The sequence below is a fragment of the Ilumatobacteraceae bacterium genome (assembly GCA_033344875.1).
GTDB lineage: Bacteria > Actinomycetota > Acidimicrobiia > Acidimicrobiales > Ilumatobacteraceae > Ilumatobacter.
This window is the reverse complement of sequence record JAWPMO010000001.1, coordinates 1397011-1415901: the sequence shown is the minus strand read 5'-3', so window position 1 is coordinate 1415901 and position 18891 is coordinate 1397011. Positions and strand designations below refer to the sequence as shown.

The 18891-nt window shown below is 68.0% G+C and carries 18 protein-coding genes; 13 read left to right on the top strand and 5 right to left on the bottom strand.

Annotated elements, in window-relative coordinates; genetic code table 11:
* Positions 1-11: 11 nt before the first annotated feature.
* The gene (locus R8G01_06715) at positions 12-1157 is read right to left on the bottom strand and encodes an acetate/propionate family kinase (GenBank protein ID MDW3213666.1); all 1146 of its coding nucleotides are present in this window, start codon (positions 1155-1157) and stop codon (positions 12-14) included.
* Positions 1154-3556, bottom strand: a complete 2403-nt coding sequence (locus R8G01_06710; protein ID MDW3213665.1) for a phosphoketolase family protein — start codon at positions 3554-3556, stop codon at positions 1154-1156. Before R8G01_06710 ends, R8G01_06715 begins: the two co-directional genes overlap by 4 nt.
* An 85-nt stretch (positions 3557-3641) precedes the next feature.
* Here R8G01_06710 and R8G01_06705 point away from each other — a divergent pair, with 85 nt between their 5' ends.
* Positions 3642-3878: a hypothetical protein gene (locus R8G01_06705; GenBank protein MDW3213664.1), complete on the top strand. Its 237-nt coding sequence runs from the start codon at positions 3642-3644 to the stop codon at positions 3876-3878.
* 110 nt (positions 3879-3988) lie between these two features.
* On the opposite strand, the gene R8G01_06700 is transcribed toward R8G01_06705, so the two are convergent.
* Entirely contained in the window at positions 3989-4258 is a 270-nt protein-coding gene (locus R8G01_06700) for a Rho termination factor N-terminal domain-containing protein (GenBank protein ID MDW3213663.1), read from the bottom strand.
* 208 nt (positions 4259-4466) lie between these two features.
* Between R8G01_06700 and R8G01_06695 the strand changes: the two genes are divergently transcribed.
* The 8 genes from R8G01_06695 (at position 4467) to R8G01_06660 (ending at position 11933) form a co-directional block, all read left to right on the top strand.
* Positions 4467-5891 carry a trehalose-6-phosphate synthase gene (locus R8G01_06695; GenBank protein MDW3213662.1) on the top strand — a complete coding sequence of 475 codons (1425 nt, stop codon included), beginning with the start codon at positions 4467-4469 and terminating at the stop codon, positions 5889-5891.
* A 97-nt stretch (positions 5892-5988) separates the two neighbouring features.
* The gene (locus tag R8G01_06690) at positions 5989-6231 is read left to right on the top strand and encodes a hypothetical protein (protein MDW3213661.1); all 243 of its coding nucleotides are present in this window, start codon (positions 5989-5991) and stop codon (positions 6229-6231) included.
* Between the two features lie 50 nt (positions 6232-6281).
* Positions 6282-7421, top strand: a complete 1140-nt coding sequence (locus tag R8G01_06685; GenBank protein ID MDW3213660.1) for an NAD(P)-dependent oxidoreductase — start codon at positions 6282-6284, stop codon at positions 7419-7421.
* Positions 7418-7993 (top strand): vitamin K epoxide reductase family protein, encoded by a 576-nt coding sequence (locus R8G01_06680; protein ID MDW3213659.1) that lies wholly within the window; start codon positions 7418-7420, stop codon positions 7991-7993. Before R8G01_06685 ends, R8G01_06680 begins: the two co-directional genes overlap by 4 nt.
* Entirely contained in the window at positions 7990-8364 is a 375-nt protein-coding gene (locus R8G01_06675; GenBank protein MDW3213658.1) for a hypothetical protein, read from the top strand. The genes R8G01_06680 and R8G01_06675 overlap by 4 nt, the downstream gene beginning before the upstream one ends.
* A 35-nt stretch (positions 8365-8399) precedes the next feature.
* The gene (locus tag R8G01_06670; GenBank protein ID MDW3213657.1) at positions 8400-9449 is read left to right on the top strand and encodes a hypothetical protein; all 1050 of its coding nucleotides are present in this window, start codon (positions 8400-8402) and stop codon (positions 9447-9449) included.
* A 138-nt stretch (positions 9450-9587) separates the two neighbouring features.
* Positions 9588-11294 (top strand): SpoIIE family protein phosphatase, encoded by a 1707-nt coding sequence (locus R8G01_06665; protein ID MDW3213656.1) that lies wholly within the window; start codon positions 9588-9590, stop codon positions 11292-11294.
* Between the two features lie 207 nt (positions 11295-11501).
* Positions 11502-11933, top strand: coding sequence for an Hsp20/alpha crystallin family protein (locus R8G01_06660; GenBank protein ID MDW3213655.1), 432 nt, complete (start codon positions 11502-11504; stop codon positions 11931-11933).
* Positions 11934-12261: 328 nt separating this feature from the next.
* Here the strand turns inward: R8G01_06660 and R8G01_06655 are convergent, their stop codons facing one another.
* On the bottom strand, positions 12262-13401 hold the full coding sequence (locus R8G01_06655) for a glutathione-independent formaldehyde dehydrogenase (GenBank protein MDW3213654.1): 1140 nt from the start codon (positions 13399-13401) through the stop codon (positions 12262-12264).
* A 196-nt stretch (positions 13402-13597) separates the two neighbouring features.
* On the opposite strand from R8G01_06655, the gene R8G01_06650 reads away from it, so the two are divergent.
* Complete coding sequence (locus R8G01_06650) at positions 13598-14014, top strand: CBS domain-containing protein (GenBank protein ID MDW3213653.1); 417 nt, start codon at positions 13598-13600, stop codon at positions 14012-14014.
* Between the two features lie 401 nt (positions 14015-14415).
* Here the strand turns inward: R8G01_06650 and R8G01_06645 are convergent, their stop codons facing one another.
* Positions 14416-16059 (bottom strand): tetratricopeptide repeat-containing diguanylate cyclase, encoded by a 1644-nt coding sequence (locus tag R8G01_06645; protein MDW3213652.1) that lies wholly within the window; start codon positions 16057-16059, stop codon positions 14416-14418.
* 178 nt (positions 16060-16237) lie between these two features.
* Here R8G01_06645 and R8G01_06640 point away from each other — a divergent pair, with 178 nt between their 5' ends.
* The 3 genes from R8G01_06640 to R8G01_06630 all read left to right on the top strand — a co-directional run bounded on the left by R8G01_06640 (position 16238) and on the right by R8G01_06630 (position 18870).
* Positions 16238-16576 carry a hypothetical protein gene (locus tag R8G01_06640; protein ID MDW3213651.1) on the top strand — a complete coding sequence of 113 codons (339 nt, stop codon included), beginning with the start codon at positions 16238-16240 and terminating at the stop codon, positions 16574-16576.
* 321 nt (positions 16577-16897) lie between these two features.
* Positions 16898-17869: a PfkB family carbohydrate kinase gene (locus tag R8G01_06635; GenBank protein ID MDW3213650.1), complete on the top strand. Its 972-nt coding sequence runs from the start codon at positions 16898-16900 to the stop codon at positions 17867-17869.
* A 227-nt stretch (positions 17870-18096) separates the two neighbouring features.
* Positions 18097-18870, top strand: coding sequence for an aldolase/citrate lyase family protein (locus R8G01_06630; protein ID MDW3213649.1), 774 nt, complete (start codon positions 18097-18099; stop codon positions 18868-18870).
* Positions 18871-18891: the final 21 nt, after the last annotated feature.

The following is an 18891-nucleotide window of genomic DNA, read 5'->3' as shown; positions in this document are numbered from 1 at the left end:
TGCCGTCTCCATCATTCCACGCGGCTCGGTGGCCGCAGGATCGAGGCGGCGCTCTGCGTGCCGTTGACTCGCGCTCGGGCCTCACGGGCCATCGTCAGATGTTCGGCGGTCGCGACGACGACCGTCGAGCTCGCCGCGGCCGGTGCCGAGATGTCGGCGTCCTCTCGCGCCTCCTTGTCGAGGAGCGGGTCGACACGGATGCCGAGGTGGGTCAGTCGATCGGTCACCGCTCTGCGCAGCTCACTCAGGTTCTGACCGACGCCTCCGGTGAACGCGAGGACGTCCAGCCCGTCGAGGGCAGCTGCCATCGCCCCGATCGCCGATCGGAGACGGTGCACGTAGACCCCGAGAGCGAGGGTGGCTCGGTCGTCGCCCAGGCGCTTCTGCTCGAGGACGTCGCGCATGTCGCCGCTGGTGCCGGACAGGGCGGCGAGACCGCTGCGTCGTCGCAGCGCGTTCGACACATTCGCCGGTTCGAGCCCGCCGTGTTCGATCAACCAGGTGAGGAGTCCCGGGTCGACCGAGCCGCTGCGGGTCGCCATGGCCGGCCCTTCCAGCGGGGTCGCGCCCATGGTCGTGTCGACCGATCGGCCGTCGCGGATGGCACAGACCGATACGCCGGAGCCGAGATGGCAGCTGATGATCCGAGCGCCGGGGTCGACCCGGGCGATGGTCGGGGCAGCGCGAGCGACATGGGCGTGCGAGAGGCCGTGAAAGCCGTGGCGCCGAAGATCCCATCGATCGCGCCACTCCGCAGGGAGGGGATAGGTGGTGACGACCGGTGGCATCGTCCGGTGGAAGGTCGTGTCGAAGCAGGCGATGTGAGGGACCGAGGCGAACATGGTCCGGACGGTGGCGATCGCGTCGAGCGTCCGATCCTGGTGCATGGGGGCCAACGGCGCGAGGGCTCGCAACGTCGCCTCGACGCGATCGTCGACCACCTCGGCCTGTTCGTAGGGGCCGCCGTGCACGATGCGATGTGCGACCGCGTCGACCGTGACCTCGTCGGTGTCGAGACGTGCGCGGAGGTCGTGGAGCGGACCCTGGTCGCCTGCCTCCCACGGATCGGCATGCGTCGATGCGATCTCCTCGTCGTGGTCGTCGACCACCGAGAGCTTGAGGGTCACGGCGCCGACGTTGACGGTCAGCACGTTCACGGCGACGCCCAACGCCAGTCGCGGACCTCGGGAAGGTCGATGCCGTACTCGGTGATGTGTCGCACGTGGCGCTCGCGTGCGTCGACCATGTCGGCGCGCAGGTCGGCTGCCCCTCCCGCCGGTGCCGGTGTACGTTCGATGGCGTCGATCACCAGCCGGAACCGATCGACGTCGTTGCGGACGACCATGTCGAACGGGGTCGTGGTCGACCCGTTCTCCTGGTAGCCGTGCACGTGGAAGTTGTGGTGGTTGGTGCGTCGGTACGACAGCCGATGGATCGACCACGGGTACCCGTGGAACGCGAAGATCACGGGTGCATCCGTCGTGAAGATCTGGTCGAACTCGTCGTCCGGGAGTCCGTGCGGATGCACGTCCGACGGCTGCAGGCGCATCAGGTCGACCACGTTCACCACCCGGACCCGGAGGTCGGGGAGCCGATCGCGCAGGATGCCGGCGGCCGCGAGCGTCTCGACCGTCGGCACGTCGCCAGCGCACGCCAGTACGACGTCGGGCTCGCCGTCGTGGTCGCTGCAAGCGAAGTCGAGCCGGCCGACGCCTCGTTCGCAGTGACGCTCTGCCTCGTCGGCGTCGAACCAGTCGGGGGTCGGGTGCTTCCCCGACACCACGACGTTCACGAGGTCGCGGCTGGCGAGGCAGCGGTCCATGGTGACGAGCAGGGTGTTCGTATCCGGTGGGAGGTAGACGCGGACCACCTCGCTCGACTTGTTGGCGACGAGGTCGATGAAGCCCGGATCCTGGTGCGAGAACCCGTTGTGGTCCTGCCGCCACACGTGTGACGTCAACAGGTAGTTCAGCGATGCGATCGGCTCGCGCCAGTCGAGCAGTCGGTGGACCTCGAGCCATTTGGCGTGCTGGTTGAACATCGAGTCCACGATGTGGACGAAGGCCTCGTAGCACGAGAACAGTCCGTGTCGGCCCGTCAGGAGGTAGCCCTCGAGCCAGCCTTGGCACAGGTGCTCCGACAGCACCTCCATGACGCGACCACCCGATTGCAGGTGGGCGCCCTCGTCGACCGGCCGGCGCATGAGCTGCCACTGCTTGCCCGTGGTCTCGAACACCTCGTCGAGCCGGTTGGAGGCGGTTTCGTCGGGCACCATCAGTCGGAAGTTGCGCGAGTCGGCGGTCATGCTCATCACCTCGCGCAGGTACCCGGCGAGCACGCTGGTCGGTTCGCTCGTCGATTCGCCCGGCCGGGAGCAGCTCACCGCGTGGTCCCGGTGGTCGGGGAGGGGCAGGTCGGCCAGCAGTCGCCCCCCGTTCGCGTGCGGGTTCGAGCCGATCCGACGTTCGCCGGTCGGCAACCAGGCGACGACGTCGGGATGTGGCCGACCATCCCGATCGAACAACTCCTCGGGGTCGTACGACCTCATCCACCGCTCCAGCGCCTCGCGTCGATCGGGTTCGTCGCGAACCTGATCGATCGGTACCTGGTGCGACCGCCAGGTGCCCTCGACCGCCTCGCCGTCGACCAGGTCCGGCCCGGTCCAACCCTTGGGCGAACGCAGCACGATCATCGGCCAACGTGCCGATCCGGTGGATGACCGATCGTCGGCCCGGGCGATGGCGTGGATCCGCTCGATGTCCGTGACCGCACGATCGAGCACCGACGCGAACGAACGATGGTCATCGAGGCGGGCAGCTGTTTCTCCCACCGTGACGATGCGCGGGTCCCAACCCATCGAGCCGAAGTAGTCGACCACCTCGGCCTCGGTCCGCCGAGCGAGCACGGTGGGGTTCGCGATCTTCCAGTCGTTCAGGTGCAGGATCGGCAAGACGGCCCCGTCGACCACGGGGTCGATGAATGCGGTGCTCTGCCAACTCGCCGCCAGCGGTCCGGTCTCCGCCTCGCCGTCGCCGACGATGCACGCCGCGATCAGGTCGGGGTTGTCGAGCACGGCCCCGACGGCGTGCGCGAGCGAATAGCCGAGTTCGCCGCCTTCGTGGATCGAGCCCGGCGTGTGCGGTGAGACGTGGCTCGGGACGCCCCGGGGGAACGAGAACTGACGGAACAGCCGGCGCATCCCCACGGCGGAGATCGGAACCTCGGGGTAGAGCTCGCTGTACGACCCGTCGAGCCAGGTGTTGGCGAGCATCGACGGCCCGCCGTGCCCGGGCCCGATGATCGGGAGCAGGTCGAGGTCGTGCGTCACGATCGCACGTTGGAGATGGGTGAGGACGAAGTTGATGCCCGGGGTGGTTCCCCAGTGCCCGAGGAGTCTGCGTTTGATGTCGTCCGGCTCGAGCGGCCGGTCGAGCAGCGGGTTGTCGACCAGGTAGATCTGACCGACGGACAGGTAGTTCGACGCTCGGAAGTGCCGGTCGAGCGTGGCGACATCGATCGCCGTGGGTCCGGAGATGGGTTGGTTCGAAGCCGTCAAGGTGGTTCACCGCTGCTTTCGAGATCGCACATCGCAACGGCCGAGAGAACGGATCGAAGCGACATCTTCTGGGTAGGTGTCGGACATGAACATCGGATCGATCATCGTGATCGTCGCTGCCTGCGTGGCGACGGTGGCCTGCGTGGCGTGGTTCCTGCTGGTTCGGCGCCACCCCGAACGAACGGCGTCGCACGACGACACATCATCGACCACACCGTCCGACGAGTTGTACGGTGGCGTCGATCGCCCGGCGGGACCCGACGCCGAGACGATGCGTCCGGGCGACCTCGGCGGTGACCAGCGCTCTCCACGGTCCTCCTGATCCGGTGCGACCTCACGGTTCTGGCGCTCACGGTTCTGGCGCTCACCGTCTTGAAGATGGCGTCCGCGCCACGGGCACCCGCACGTACTCACGCGTGATCAGACCCCTGATCAATGGTTGCGGAGGGCGTCGATCAGCTCGCCCTTGGTCATCTTCGAGCGCCCGTCGATCCCGATCTCGCGAGCTCGGTCGAGCAGTTCGTCCTTGGTCCGGTCCTCGTACTCGTCGGCTTCACCGCCACGACGACCGACCTTCGACCGCCCCTCGTTCGCGGAGGCGTTCGCGATGCGGGCGGCCTTCTCCTTGCTCATGCCATCGTCGCGGAGAGCCTCGTACTGCTCGTCGTCCTTCACCGACGGTCCGGGCGATCGTCTCGGCATCGTGGTTCCTCCTCATCGGGGCGGTCGCTGGCACCGCTCGTACGGTTCGATTACCCGAACTCCGGACCGGCCATGCCTCGAACGTGTCACGGAGCGCATCGGGCGGGTCGTTCGGCTCGATGGGTTGGAGTTCCGGATCGAGGGCCCATACCCTGGCTGGTGCTCGCCCGGTCCCCGCGGCATCTGTTCGATCGCAGGAGGAACCCGGGTGCCGGAACTGAACGACCTCGATGCAGGCGGATCGGATGGCAGCGACGATGCCGACCCACAGCCGCTGTACCTGGTCGCCGCCCGACTGCCGGTCGATCATCACCCGATCGAGGGCTGGCGGCGATCGCCCGGCGGGCTGGTGAGCGCGCTCGAACCGGTGCTGGACTCGGTCACTGCGTGGTTCGGTCAGACGCGTCCCGGGCAGCCGCCCCCGCCGGCGACATTCGGGCGTTGCCGCTTGGTCGAGATCCCGATGACGTCGGCCGACCACGCGTCCGCTCACGACGGGTTCTGCAACCGCACGCTCTGGCCGGCACTGCACGGGCTCGACGGCAACGTCGAATCGTCGGACACCTGGTGGGATGCCTGGGAGCGTCACAACCTTCGTGTGGCCGAGTTGGTCGCCGGGACCGCGATCGCCGGCGGGGCCGTCTGGGCGCACGACTACCACTATTTCGCGCTGGGCGCGATCCTTCGTCGTCATCGTCCGGACCTGCGCGTGGGGCTGTCGTGCCACACGCCCGTCGTCGCCGACGTCCTCGCCGGGCTGCCGCGTGCCCGCGACCTGGCCAAACGCCTGGCCGGCTTCTCGCTCATCGGGGTCCAGACCGAGTCGGATCGGGCCGAGCTGACTCGATTCCTCGACCTCGAGCGTCCCACGGGCCGCCCCCGACCGACGATCATCGCCAACCCGGTCGGGTTCGACGTCGCCGCATGGCAGGCGCGGCGCGACGACGAGGTCGTGCGCTCGCTCGCCGAACGCCATCGGCAACCGTCGGGCGTCCTGGTCGTCGGTGTCGACCGAATCGACTACACCAAGGGCCTGTTGCACAAGCTGCACGCGATCGAGGTGATCCTCGGGCGTGGCGACGTCGGTCCCGACGACATTCGGTTCGTCCAGGTCGCCGTGCCGAGCCGGACCTCGATTCCCGTGTACGCGTACCTGGCACAGCAGATGAAGGGCGCGGCTGAGCGCATCAATGCCGATTTCCCTCGGAGCGACGGCCGTCCCGTCGTGACGTTGGTCGACGAGCAACAGTCACCGCGCGAGGTCGCGGGTTTGATGCGCGCCGGCGACATCGCGCTGATCACGCCGGCGCGTGACGGGATGAATCTCGTCGCGCTCGAGTACGCGGTGCTCAACGGCGATCGGCCCTGCGAGGTCGTGCTCTCGCGTGGTGCCGGCGCGGCCGAACACATCGGCCCCTGGTGCGAACTGGTCGACGGAATCGACGTGAACGCCATCGCCGGAGCCCTGGCGTCGGTCGTTCCGACGTGCGCGTCCGCGAGTTCGGCAGACCGATCGCGTCGTCGCGCTGCTGCAGCGGCACGGCTCACGGCAGATCGCTGGTCGCGGACGTTCGTCGAGCATCTCCCTGCTCGCGCCGGAGCGGTGGACCCGATCCGGATCGCAGGTTCCTGACCCTCCGTTCGCGCAGCGAACGGGCGCGTCTGCGCCGAGCGCGAGTGGGGTAGGAGCACGGTGCCCAGAACCCCAACGATCTCGGAGGAGCATCACCATGGCAGGCACACGCGAAGTGACCGACGACGTCGTCTACGACCTCGTCAGCATCCAGTACCACGCACTCCAGGCGGTCGAGTCGTACCGGCGCTACCTGGACGACGCCCGCAACCCGGATCTCGGAGCGGTCACCGAGTTCATCAGGCTCTGCCGCGACCAAGATCTCGAGCGGGCGCGCCGTTGTCACGACCTGCTCGGCGAACTGACCGTCGCGTCGGGCAAGCATGCGACGACGGCATGACGGACGAACCGGCACGTGTAGCGACCGTGACAGACGGGTAGGAGACGACCATGGAAGCGACGAGTCAACACCACCTCGCCCCCGACGCCCTCGATCGGCCATCCGCAGACGGAACGGAGCGTGAGCGCCCCGTCGTCGTCGTCACGGGCGGGTCGGGCATGATCGGTTCGGCCCTGATCGACCGACTGCTCGGCTCCCATCGGGTCGTCTCCCTCGACCTCGAGGGAGACCCTCGATCTCCGGCAGACGTCGAGTTCATCTGCACCGACCTGACCGACGATGCGTCGGTCGGCCGCGCGTTCCAGCGGATCCGCGACCAGTTCGGTACGGACATCGCGTCGCTCGTCCATCTGGCGGCGTTCTACGACTTCGCCGGTCGCGACAGCCCCATGTACGAACGGGTCACCGTCGAGGGCACGCGCCGGATCCTCGATGCGCTGCACGACTTCTCCATCGAGCAGTTCGTCTTCTCGTCGACGATGTTGGTCCACGAACCGGTGGATCCCGGTGAGGAGATCGACGAATCCGACCCGGTCGACGCGTCGTGGCCGTATCCGGAGTCGAAGGTCGACACCGAACGCCTGATTCGGGAACACCCGTCGTCGTCGTCGATGTCGACCGTGATCGCTCGCCTCGCTGGCATCTACGACGAGGACGGCAACTCGCCGCCGATCACCAATCAGATCAAGCGGATCGACGGGCGTTGGCCGACCAGTCACTTCTACCCCGCCGACGCCGCCAGCGGGCAGGCGTTCGTGCACCTCGACGATGCGGTCGACGCGCTGATCCGCATCGTCGAACGCCGGTCGCTGCTCACCGGGATCACGCCGATCCTGATCGCCGAGCCTCGGACCGTCGGCTACGGCGAGCTGCAGGACGTCATCGGCAACGAACTGTACGGACGCGACTGGCCGACCCTGCGCATCCCGCCGCTGGTCGCCAAGGTGGGGGCGTGGGTCCGCGAGAAGAATCCCATCGGTGAAGACCCGTTCATCCGATCCTGGATGGTGGACCGGGCGTCCGACCACTACGACATCGACATCTCGACCGCACGCGAGGAGCTGGACTGGGTGCCACGGCACGACGTGACCGACACGGTTCGTCAGATGATCGCCCGCCTGCAGGAGGACCGGGACGGCTGGTACGAGCGCAACGGTCTCACTCCTCCTCGACGGTTGCTCCCGGTATGAGGCGAGCGGTCGATCACGACGGGTCCGACCCCCACGTGCCGCCGGGTTGGGAGGTCAACCCCTCGGCGTGGTCGCAGCGTGTCCCGATCGTGGTGCTCGCCGTGCTCGGTGGATTCGCTGCCGCGTGGCTGGCGCTCTACCAGCAGGAGTACGTCGACACCGTCTTCGAACCGTTCTTCGGTGACGGGACGACCGACATCGTTCGGGAATCGGGGTTCTCCAAGGCGTTCGAACGATTCCCGATCGGCGATGCCGCACTCGGAGCGCTCGGATATCTGGCCGATGCCGTCACCGGATTGATCGGAGGCACCGACCGTTGGGAGAAGATGCCGTGGATCGTCATCGTCTTCGGCGTCTTCGTGGGGCCGTTCGGCGCGATGAGCGTGATGCTCACCGTCTTCCAACCGGTCCTGTACGGGAGCTTCTGCACGCTCTGCCTGTTCTCCGGCGTCGTCTCGTTGGCGATGATCGGTCCCGGCGTCGACGAAGTGCTGGCGAGCCTGCAGCACCTGCGCCGTGAGCGGGTTGCTGGCGGATCGGTCTGGCGGGCGTTCTGGGGGCTCGACGCGTGAGCGCAGGTCTCCTCGCCCGACTCGTCGCGGCCGCTGTCGGCGTGTGGTTGATCGCCGCGCCCGCGGTGCTCGACTACGGCGGGGTGGCGGCCGACAACGACCGCATCATCGGGCCGATCGCCGGTGCGTTCGCGTTCGTCGCCTGTTGGGAGGTCCTCGCAGCGTTGCGGTGGGCCACCGTGCCACTGGGGGTGTGGCTGATCGCCGCGCCGGCGGTGCTGGGGTACGGCGCGACGGCCGCGTGGTGTTCGAGCCTGGCCTCGGGGGTCGTGATCGCGGGGGCCGCGTGGATCGGCCAGGACACGAGCGGGTCGTTCGGCGGTGGCTGGCGTTCGGTACGGCCGGCGGCCTGGCGATCGGAAGCAGCCTGAGGCCGCATCGTCGGGCGGATCGGCGGTGGTGCTGAATGACGCTGCTGATCGTCGTCCTCGTCGGTGCGACCGCCGTCGTCGCCACGGTCGGGCCTCGACTCGCGCGGGTCGCCGAGGCGATCTCCAACCGCCTCGACCTCGGCCAGGTCCTCGTCGGCGCCGTGCTGCTCGGGGTGGTGACCTCGTTGCCGGGTCTCGTCCTGACGGTCACCGCTGCCTCGCGCGGTGAGACCGAGTTGGCGGTCTCGAACGCGATCGGTGGCGTCGCCGCGCAGACGCTGTTCCTCGCGATCGCGGACATCGCCTTCCGATCGGGAACGCTCTCGAGCTTCGTCCCGACCCGTCAGGTCGCCTATCAGGCGGCCGTGTTGATGATCCTCCTGTCGATCGTCAGCATCGGTCTGGCGTCGCCGGACGTCGTCGTGGGTCGCATCCATCCGCTCACGCCGGCGATCGTGGGGGCATACGTCGTCGGGCTGCTGCTCTCGCGCCGGATCGACATCTCCGCTTCGGCCGCGATCGGTCCGGAACCGGATGCGTCCGACGTCGAAGGTGGCCGGAGTGGCCAGCGCGGCAAGCTGGGCGGGCTCGAGGACAGTCCGGAAGTCGAGGAAGAGGAGCAGCGCCCCTGGTCGCAGCTCTGGTCGCGATTCGCCACCTTCGCCGTCGTGCTCGGGCTCGCCGGCTTCGCGCTGGCATGGGCGGGGAGCGAGTTGACGGCCACGACGTCGTTGTCCGCCGGCGCGGTCGGTGTCGTGTTCACCTCGGTCGCGACGTCGACGCCGGAACTGGTCACGGCGGTCGCGGCAGCGCGCCGCGGCGCCATCGGCCTGGCGGCCGGCGACATCATCGGCGGGAACACCTTCGACACCCTCTTCGTCGCCGCTGCCGATCTGGTCTCGGCGGACTCGGTGTTCGGCGGCGCCGGCGTCGATGCGGCCGGCGTGACCGGCCTGGCGGTGCTGCTCAACGGCGTGCTCCTCGCAGGTCTGGTCCGGCAGGGCACCGGAGCTCGGAACACCGACACCGAGAGTTGGTCGATCATCACGATCTGGGTCGTCGCCGTCGTCGTCATACTGGTCTGAATCCTGGTCTGAATCCTGGTCTGAATCCTGGTCCGAACGCCCGGCATCGTTCCCGCCGGCCCGACGCGGCCTCGGCGCATGTCTTCGCGTGTCCGATCTGCCAACATGGTGCCGTCGAGCGCCCCGGTCCCCGGCGCCGTGACCGATCTGACAACGAAAGCGCTCGGCGACGACCAGGATGATGCCAACGACATGAAGCTGTTCGGTGCTCCGCCCGTCGTGGGCGACGAGAAGGGCTCGGCGCGGTCGTCACCCTGGTTGGTCGGCTCGCTCGTCGCCGTCGGCTACGTGCTCGGATCGGAGGCCGCCTTTCGCTTCGCCGAAGCGACCGATCTCCAGGCCGTCTTCTTCATCCCGTCGGGCATCACGTTCGCCGCCCTCGTGCGGTCGCGTCGAGCGGATTGGTGGGTCGTGCTGCTCGCCGTCGCGGTGGCCGAGTTCGGTCAAGACCTCCGAGCCGGCCTCTCCGTCGCCCAGTCGGTCGGTTTCGCTGCAGCGAACGTGGCCGAACCCCTGGTCGGCGCAGCGATCGTGCTCGCCAGGGTTCGCGGCCGCCTCGACCTGTCGCGGCTGTGGCACGTCCGGTGGTTCGTCGTCGGTGGTGTCGTCGCCGGCCCTGCCGTCGGCGCCGCCATCGGAGCGCTCGTGGATCGCGGTTTCGGCGGCGACTCGGTCGTCACCACCTTCTGGCAGTGGTGGCTGGGAGACGTCCTCGGTGTGTTGCTGGTCGGCGGTCCGCTCCTGGCGGCGGGGTCCGGGCCGGATCGTCGGTCCCTCTGGTCGGGCCCCGGCGCCGTGGTGATCATCGGTGCCGTCGTCCTGACCGCGACCGTGCTCACCACCTCCGACCTGCCGCTGATGTTCATCGTGCTGACCGGGGTCGTGGTGGCCGGAGCCTGGTTCGGTGTCCGTGCGGTGGCGTTCGTGTCGGCCATCGTCGCGCTGACCGCGGCCGCAGCGTTCGTGATCGGCGACGGGGCGATCATGGTCGGTGTCTCCGACGCCACGGGTCTCGTCGTCATCAAGCTGAAGTTCCTGGTGTTCACGACTGGCGGACTCGTGGTGGCGGCAGAGATGTACGAGCGCGACCTGCTCGCCCTCGAGCGGGCCCGCCTCCAGATCGCCGCTGCAGAGGAGCACCGGCTGGTCACCCGGTTCCAGCGACTCAGTCTGCCGCCCGAGCAGCTCGCCGGGTCGGCGTTCACGGCCGAGGGGTGCTACATGGCGGCGGCGTCCGGCCTCGGCATCGGTGGTGACTGGTACGACGTCGCCGAACTCCCGGACGGACGGGTCTACATCTGCGTCGGTGACGTGGTCGGGCACGGCGCCGAGGCAGCGGTCACGATGAACCAGCTCCGCGTGGCGATGTCGGTCACCGCGCGGCACGTCGAGGGACCGTCCGCCCTGCTGTCGCAGGCCGACGAGATCGCCGCGACGATCCCGGGCGCGTCGTGCTCGACGGTGTGGGTCGGATTCTTCGATCCGCCGACCGGATGTCTCACGTACGCATCAGCCGGGCATCCGCCAGGGTTCCTGCTGTCGTGCGACGGCGTCTCGCTGCTCGACGGGCGGGTCTCGGCCCCCTTGACCGTGGTCCCAGATGCCCCGAAGCCGGAGACGACGGTCCACATCGGACGTGAGAGTTCGGTACTGCTCTACACCGACGGCCTGATCGATCGGCGTGACGGAACGGTCGTCGACGGCCAACTCGCCGAGATCGCGTCCGCCATCGAGGCGCTGCGGTCCACGTCGGGCGGGTTCACGGTCGCAGGACTCGAATCCTTCGCCGGGCAGACCGACGACACGATCCTCCTCCACGTAGTGCTCAGGTCGGCGACCGTCTGAGGGGTGGCTCGCCCCCGTTCGCGCCGAACGGTGCCGGAGCCGGGTGCCATCGCTGCCCGCTGCCGGATCGACACGAGGTCGACCTCCCGCGAGCATCGCTCCGAGATCCGGTCCGGGTGCGCGTGTATGAGCCGACGCCTCGGTGGGTAGCAGTTCGTCATCAGACGCTGCGGCGCCTGGGGCGCCGCCATCAACAAGGAGATGCCCATGCTGCGATTCGATCCCTTCCGAGATCTCGACCGGATGACCGAGCAGATCACCAGGGGATCGCGGTCGATGTTGGCGATGGACGCGGTGCGCGCGGATGATGAGATCACGATCTACATCGATGCGCCGGGAGCGACCACCGACGACATCGACGTGTCGATCGAACGGAACGAACTCACGGTGTCGGTCGATCGGGTCTGGAACGACGACGACAAGGAGGTGCTGGCTCGAGAACGTCCACAGGGCACCTTCTCGAGGCGGTTCATCCTCAACGATGCGCTCGACCTCGAAGAGCTGAAGGCCAAGACCGAGAACGGCGTTCTGACGCTGTCGATCCCGGTCGCCGAACGATCGAAGCCGAGGCGCATCGACGTGAGCGATGGCTCGCGGTCGGAAGCGATCGAGGCCACGTCCACCTCGGACAACGAGTAACGGTCCCTCCGGCTCCGTGTCCCGGCACCGCCTGGTGCCGGGACACGTGCAGCATCGGTCGTGCGCGAGGCATCGCTCGTCGCGTCGTCGGCCGAACGCCGACGGCGGGGGTCAGGACCCCGGTCCGCCACCCGGTGGGGGTGGATCGGAGTGAGCACCGGGAACTCGGTGTTGGCGTTCGCGGTCGTTCGAACCGGGCGGGCGCCTGCCCGCCAGGGCGATCCGGACCAGTATCACCAGCGCCGCACCCAGGACCGCTGCGATGGCGAGCACCGTCAACATGTTGACCTCCTGATGGTCCGTTCGCTCATCGAACCACTTCCTGCGGTCATGCCGCGTGGGGTTGGAGCACGACCTTGGTGTAGCCGTCCTCGCGTCGATCGAATCGTTCGTAGGCGTCCGGCGCGTCGTCGAGCGGCAGCGTCTTGGAGACGACGAAGCTCGGTTCGGCACGGCCGGCGATGATCAGGTCGCGAAGCTGCCGGTTGTACGCCTTGACGTTCGCCTGACCGGTCCCCATCCGTTGACCCTTCTCGAAGAACTTGCCGATCTCGAACAGCAGTCGCCCCTCAGCGGCGTCGTCGTTCGGCGCGCCCGGATCGGACGGCACGTACAGGCCGACGACGCCGAGTCGGCCGGTTGCACGGACGGTGTGGACGAGTTGGTTCAGCACGATCGCCGGTTGCTCCTCGCCGTCGGAGGCCGTCGCCTGATAGCCGACGGCGTCGATGCCCTTGTCGGTTCCGTCACCATGGGTCTGGTCGACGATGTGTTCCACGGGGTCGACATCGTCCATGTTGACCGGAATCGCCCCGATGTCGTCCGCCAGTTGGAGACGGCCCGGCACCTTGTCGACCACGAACACCTCGGCGGCGCCACGGAGCATCGATGAGTACGCGGCCATGAGCCCGACGGGCCCGGCACCGAAGACGGCGACGGACTCCCCGGGACTCACCTCCGCCATCGCAGCGGCGTGGTAGCCGGTGGGGAAGACGTCGGCCAGCATCGCGAAGTCGAGTTCGTGCTCGTCCCCCGAGGGGAGTTGCAGCGCATTGAAGTCGGCGAACGGGACGCGGAGGTACTCGGCCTGACCACCGCGGTACGGGCCCATCTCGACGTACCCGTAGGCGCCGCCGGCGAAGTCCTCGTTGACCGTCAGGCAGAAACCCGTGTTGCCCGCCTCGCAGTTCTTGCAGAATCCGCAGGCGACGTTGAACGGGAGGACGACCCGGTCGCCGGCCTGAAGCGTCGTCACGCCGTCGCCGACCTCCTCCACGACGCCCATCGTCTCGTGACCGAACACCATGCCGGGCTCCGCGCCGGTCCGTCCCTCGTACATGTGGAGGTCGGAACCGCAGATCGCGGACGACGTGACCTTGATCACGACGTCGGTCGGGTCCTCGACCCGAGCGTCGTCCACCTCCTCGACGCTGACGTGATGGGGCTCTTGATACACGACTGCTCGCATGCTGGATCTCCTTCGGAAGGGTTGGTACGACGGACGGTTGGGTTGTGATGTCGTCCCTACCCGCGCTGCGGAGGAGTCATTCCTGGGCGCCGGGTCGGCGACGACCGCCCGTATGCGTCATCGGGAACTCGGGTACGAGTCCATCGGCGAGGACGATCCTCGCCGCACCGGACTCACGACACATGGAGGAATCGACATGGACATTCGCGACGTCATGACGGCAGACCCGGTGGTCTGCGCGATGGACAGCAGCATCAAGGACGCGGCAGCGGTCATGCGGGACCGCGACATCGGCGATGTCGTGGTGAACGACGCCGACGGTCGACCGTTCGGCATCGTCACCGATCGCGACATCGTCATCCGCGGCCTCGCCGACGACGGCGACATCGGGTCGCTTCGACTCCGTGACATCTGTGAGGGCGAACTCCACAGCGTGCAGGTGAGCGACGACATCTCGGACGTGATCTCGTTGATGCAGGACCGTGCGCTGCGGCGGGTGCCGGTGTTGGACGACAGGCGTCTGGTGGGGATCGTCTCACTCGGCGATCTGGCTTCGCGGCTCGACTCGGATTCGGCGCTCGGCACGATCAGCAGTGCGTCACCCGATCGATGAACCCGATGGCGGTACAGCCGGAGGTGCCTCCGCCGCATCGGCCGATGCCCCCCGACGAACCCCCCACGCCCATCGTGCCGGAGCCGATCGAACCCGGCCCCGGCGGGCCCGAACCCGATGCGGTCCCCGACCCGCCTCGGGCGTGGTGACCACCGATCGTCGCCGCCGTCGGCTCGGTCTCCTCGCAGCGGCGGGACTCGTGGTGCTGTTGATCACGCTCGACTCCCTCGGCGGCCCGGTGCCCGACCGCCGCGACCGCTGAGCGCACCAGGCATCACACCACCCGGACCGTGCTCGACAGCACGGTCGTTCGTCTCAGCGGCTTCCGCCGGTCGAATGAGCCGATCGGATGGCGACAGGCTTCGTGCGTCACGCCGCTGCTCGGCGGTCGCGTGCGTCGGTCAGGGTCGCAGGATCGCCGTGGGGGTGGCGTCGCGGATGTCGTGGGCAGAGGCGGTGCGCACGAGATTGCGGCCGTCCCGTTTCGCCTGGTACATCGCTCGGTCGGCAGCGCTCACCACCACATCGGGGTCGCAGGGTGGTGCGACGGCGACGCCGATGCTCAACGTGATACGCCAACTCGGGTCGAGTCCCGGCCAGACGTGCTGTTCGACCCGTTCGCGAAGCCGGTTGCTCCGGTCGGATGCCTCGTCGACGCCGGTGTTCGGCATGACCACCACGATCTCCTCGCCTCCGTAGCGCACGACGGAGTCGTCGTCGCGGACTTCGTCACGGAGCAACTGGGCCAACTCGACGAGCACCGTGTCGCCGGTCGCATGACCGAGTTCGTCGTTGATCGACTTGAAGTGGTCGACGTCGATCATCGCGAGCGCGACCGGACGGGTCGGGTCCCCGGGTGACAGCAGATGTCGGAGGAGGCGCGACAGGTGACGGCGGTTGCCGAGTCCGGTCAGCGGATCTCGCTCGGAGGTCGTGCGGTGCCGGTCGGCTTCCGCCTTGGCCTCCGACTTGGTGACGAACATCTCGGACTGTGACCGGAGCTGCCCGGTCGTACGGTGACGTTCGAGCTGCTCGTACGTCTCCAGGTGTGCGAGTGCAGTGTCGGACCGTCCCAGTGCCTTGGCAGCCAGATATGCGGCGTGATGCGCTCGGATGCGAGTGCTGTGCGGACCGTCGGCGTCGAGTTCGACGATCAGCCGGTCGAGCAACTCGAGTGCCTCGCCGTGACGTTGCGACAAGACGAGCCACTCGCCGATCGACGCCCGGACGCGGTCGCGGTGGGCCGCCGCGCCGATCTCCTCGGCATCGTGGAGTGCGGCCCGCAACAGCCGTTCGGCTCCGTCGAGATCACCCTGATAGGCCAGCACCTCGCCGAGGTTGCCTTCGACCGCCACACGATAGATCGGGTTCGCGAAGTCGTCGAGGAGGAGCAGCGCTCGTTCGGCAGCCGACCGCGCGATGTCGAGGAGTTCGGATGCGCCGCTCGGATCGGCTTCGTCGCTGGTGCGATGGAACGCGCCGATCGCTGTTGCCGTGACGGCGTTGAGCGCGTAGAGCATCGGAAACGAGGGAGCGGCGTCACCGTGGCGGTCGATGACCTCGGTGAGGATGCGCATCGCCTGCCAGCTGTCGCCCATGCGTTCGAGACAGACGGCAAGGGAGAATGCTGCGTCGAACGCAGCGCCGGCGTCCGCGTGCACGGCCGGATCACCGGCCAACTCCTGCGCCGCGTCGAGCGCGATGGCGAACTGGCCGGTCTCGCTGGCCGCCAGCGCGATCGTGCGGAGCAGTTCCATGCGCGCCGATCCCAGCCGCGTCCCCGGCCGTTCACGACGCAGGCGGACGCGCACCGTGTTCGACTCCTCGACAGCCTGGCGAAGTTCGCCGCGACGAAGCAGGTGGACACACGCCCACACGTTCGCCTCGAGCGCCAGCGTCTCGTCGCCCATGGTCGTGGCGATCTCGGCGAGTTCACGAGCAGCACGTTCCGAAGCCGCAGGATCACCGTTCGAGGACGACGCCGCCGCGGCGGCGAGTTCGTCGAGGTGGATGGTGGGGTCGGCGTGCTGCATCGGAGTCGACATCTTCGGTCTGTGTTCTATCGGCAAGTTCGCCGTTCGTCTCGACCCGAAATGCGCACTGGATCCGGATCTCGGCGGAACGGCCCGATCTCCGCACGGATCGAGTGTCGCCCCAGGTATCGGGGCGGCCTCGACCGGGTAGGAGAACGGCATCAGCCACGACGACGAAGGGATCTCGACAATGGACACGATCTGGACCTACCGCGATGACATCTACCGCCCCAACAGCAACCTGGCCGGTTTCGACGTGGAGGCGACCGACGGCAGCATCGGCTCGGTCGACGAAGACACCGTCGACCGCGACCACCTCGTGGTCGACACCGGTTTCTGGATCTTCGGCAAGAAGCGGCTCCTGCCGGCAGGGGTCGTGACCAGCATCGACTACGACGCCGAAAAGGTGTTCGTGAACATGGACAAGGACCAGATCAAGCAGGCACCCGACCTCGATGAGTCGCTCGAGCGTGACCGGGACGACTGGGACCGGGAGCCCTACGCGTACTACGACGCGTTCGGTTGGTAGGAGCTGCTGATGGAACCCGGTGGTGGCACGTGTGCGACGTGTGGGAACTTCTATGACAAGGCATTCTCCGTGACCTTGCACGACGGGGCTTCGAGCATGTTCGACTCGATCGAGTGCGCCGCCGATTGGTTGGCCCCGTCGTGCTCGGCGTGCGGTGTACGGATTCTCGGCCACGGAGTGGAATCCGACGATGGAATCTTCTGCTGTGCACACTGCGCCGATCGTGCCGGTGACGCGAGGTTCACCGACCGGGTCGACGCTGCACGATCACGTGTCGAAGGTCCCGACGTCGAGGGTTGACGTCTGGTCGTGGGAGGTGCGATGAGCGACTCCGGGCCGAGACTCGATGAGCGGGTCTGCGTCTTCGGGCCGACGCTGTGCGCGACCGTCACGATCGAGGGAACAGCAGGCGGTGCGTCGGCCGTCCACTTCCATCCGGGAGGCCAGGCGTTCTGGATCGCGCGGGCGATCAACCGGTTGGGCGCACGGTCGGTGCTGGTCGGCCCGATCGGCGGTGAGTCCGGCGTCGTGCTGAGTTCACTGATGTCGACGTGGGACGTCGACCTGATCGCCGCTCGGACCAGCGACGAGTCGGCGGCCTACGTGCACGATCGACGCGGGGGACGTCGACGCGAGGTCGCGTCGTCGCCGGGCGGCACGCTCAGCCGCCACGAGATCGACGACCTGTACGGACGGGTCATCGAGACGGGAGCTGCAGCGGGTTGCTGTGTGGTGACGGGTTCGGCCTCGGGAGACGCCCTCGGCGACGACTTCTATCGCCGTCTCGGACACGATCTCCATGCTCTCGGGGTCGTCGTCGTGGCGGACCTCCACGGCCCCGAACTGGATGCGTTCGTCGACGGCGGCGCGATCGATGTGTTGAAGGTGAGCCACGACGACCTGATCGATGACGGGAGACTCTCGGAACAGCACGACGTCGACGCCCGGATTGAGGTCGCGAGACAATTGTGTGGTCGCGGCGTCTCGACCGCCGTCGTGTCCGACCCTGTGGGCGCGCTGCTGGTCCGTGACTCGGGCGACATCTGGTACGCCGAACCCCCTCTGCTCGAACCCGTCGACCATCGCGGAGCGGGTGATGCGATGACCGCTGCGTTGTGCGTGTCGACGTGTCGACGCGACGACGTGTCGACCATGCTGCGGCTCGCGTGTGCAGCGGGAGCGGCGACGGTGACCCGGCACGGACTGGGCAACGCCGAAGCCCGGGTGATCGACTCGATCGCCGATTCGGTGGCGTTGCGTCGCCTGGCGCACTCCGACTGCGCTCCCGGCTGATCGTCTGACGTGCGATGACGCGCACGCCTACTTGGCCTGTGCCGCGCTGATCCGAATCCGCGGCCGGACAGCACGAGTCCCGAGGCATCTCCGACCGGCTCATCGACGAGTCCGACGCGACATCGGCGCCGTCGGATGTCGACACGGGCGAGAGCCGGCGGTGGCCGTCGGCGGAGCTACTGTCTCGGTCCATGGCGTTGGCGTCGACGAGTGGAACCACCCCCACGATGAATCCCCTGATGGATCGTCTGGCGAGTGGCGGCGTCGCCTGCGGCACGTTCGTGATGTACGTGCGCACGCCCGGGTTCGTCCGACTGGCGAAGGCGGCGGGGCTCGATTTCGTGGTCGTCGACCTCCAACACTCGGGCTTCGGATTCGAGACCGTTGCCGACATGTGCGAGGTCGGCCGGGCCGCCGGCATTTCGGTACTGGTCCGGCCGAACGATGTCTCGCAGGACTCGATCAACCGGATCCTCGACGCGGGAGCGGACGGGATCGTGCTGCACGACGTCTGTTCGGCCGAACAGCTCCGTCGATCGATCTCGATGACTCGCTATCCGCCACACGGAGGGCGCGGCATCGCCCTCGGCGGGCCGGGAGCCGACTACCGGGCCGAGCCGATCGACACGGAGTTCCTCGAGCAGTGCAACGAGCGCGTCGTCGTCGTCGCCCAGATCGAGAGCGCGATCGGCCTGGAGCACCTCGATGAGATTCTCGACGTGGAAGGCATCACGGCGGTCGAGGTCGGTAAGCAAGACCTCTCCATCTCACTCGGCGTCCCCGGCGAGCGATCGCATCCCCGTGTCGTCGACGCTGCTCGGCGTGTCGTCGACGCATGTGCCGCACGCGACATCGTCGTGTTCCTGTCCGCGTCGTCGCGCGAGCAGATCGGCGACTGCGTCGCTTCGGGCGCTCGGATGATCACGTGGCGCACCGACAAGGCCATCCTGCTCGGCGAGTATCGGTCGTTCGTCTCGGACCTTGCCGACTTCATCGACTAAGCCTGCTGTCATGAGCGGAAC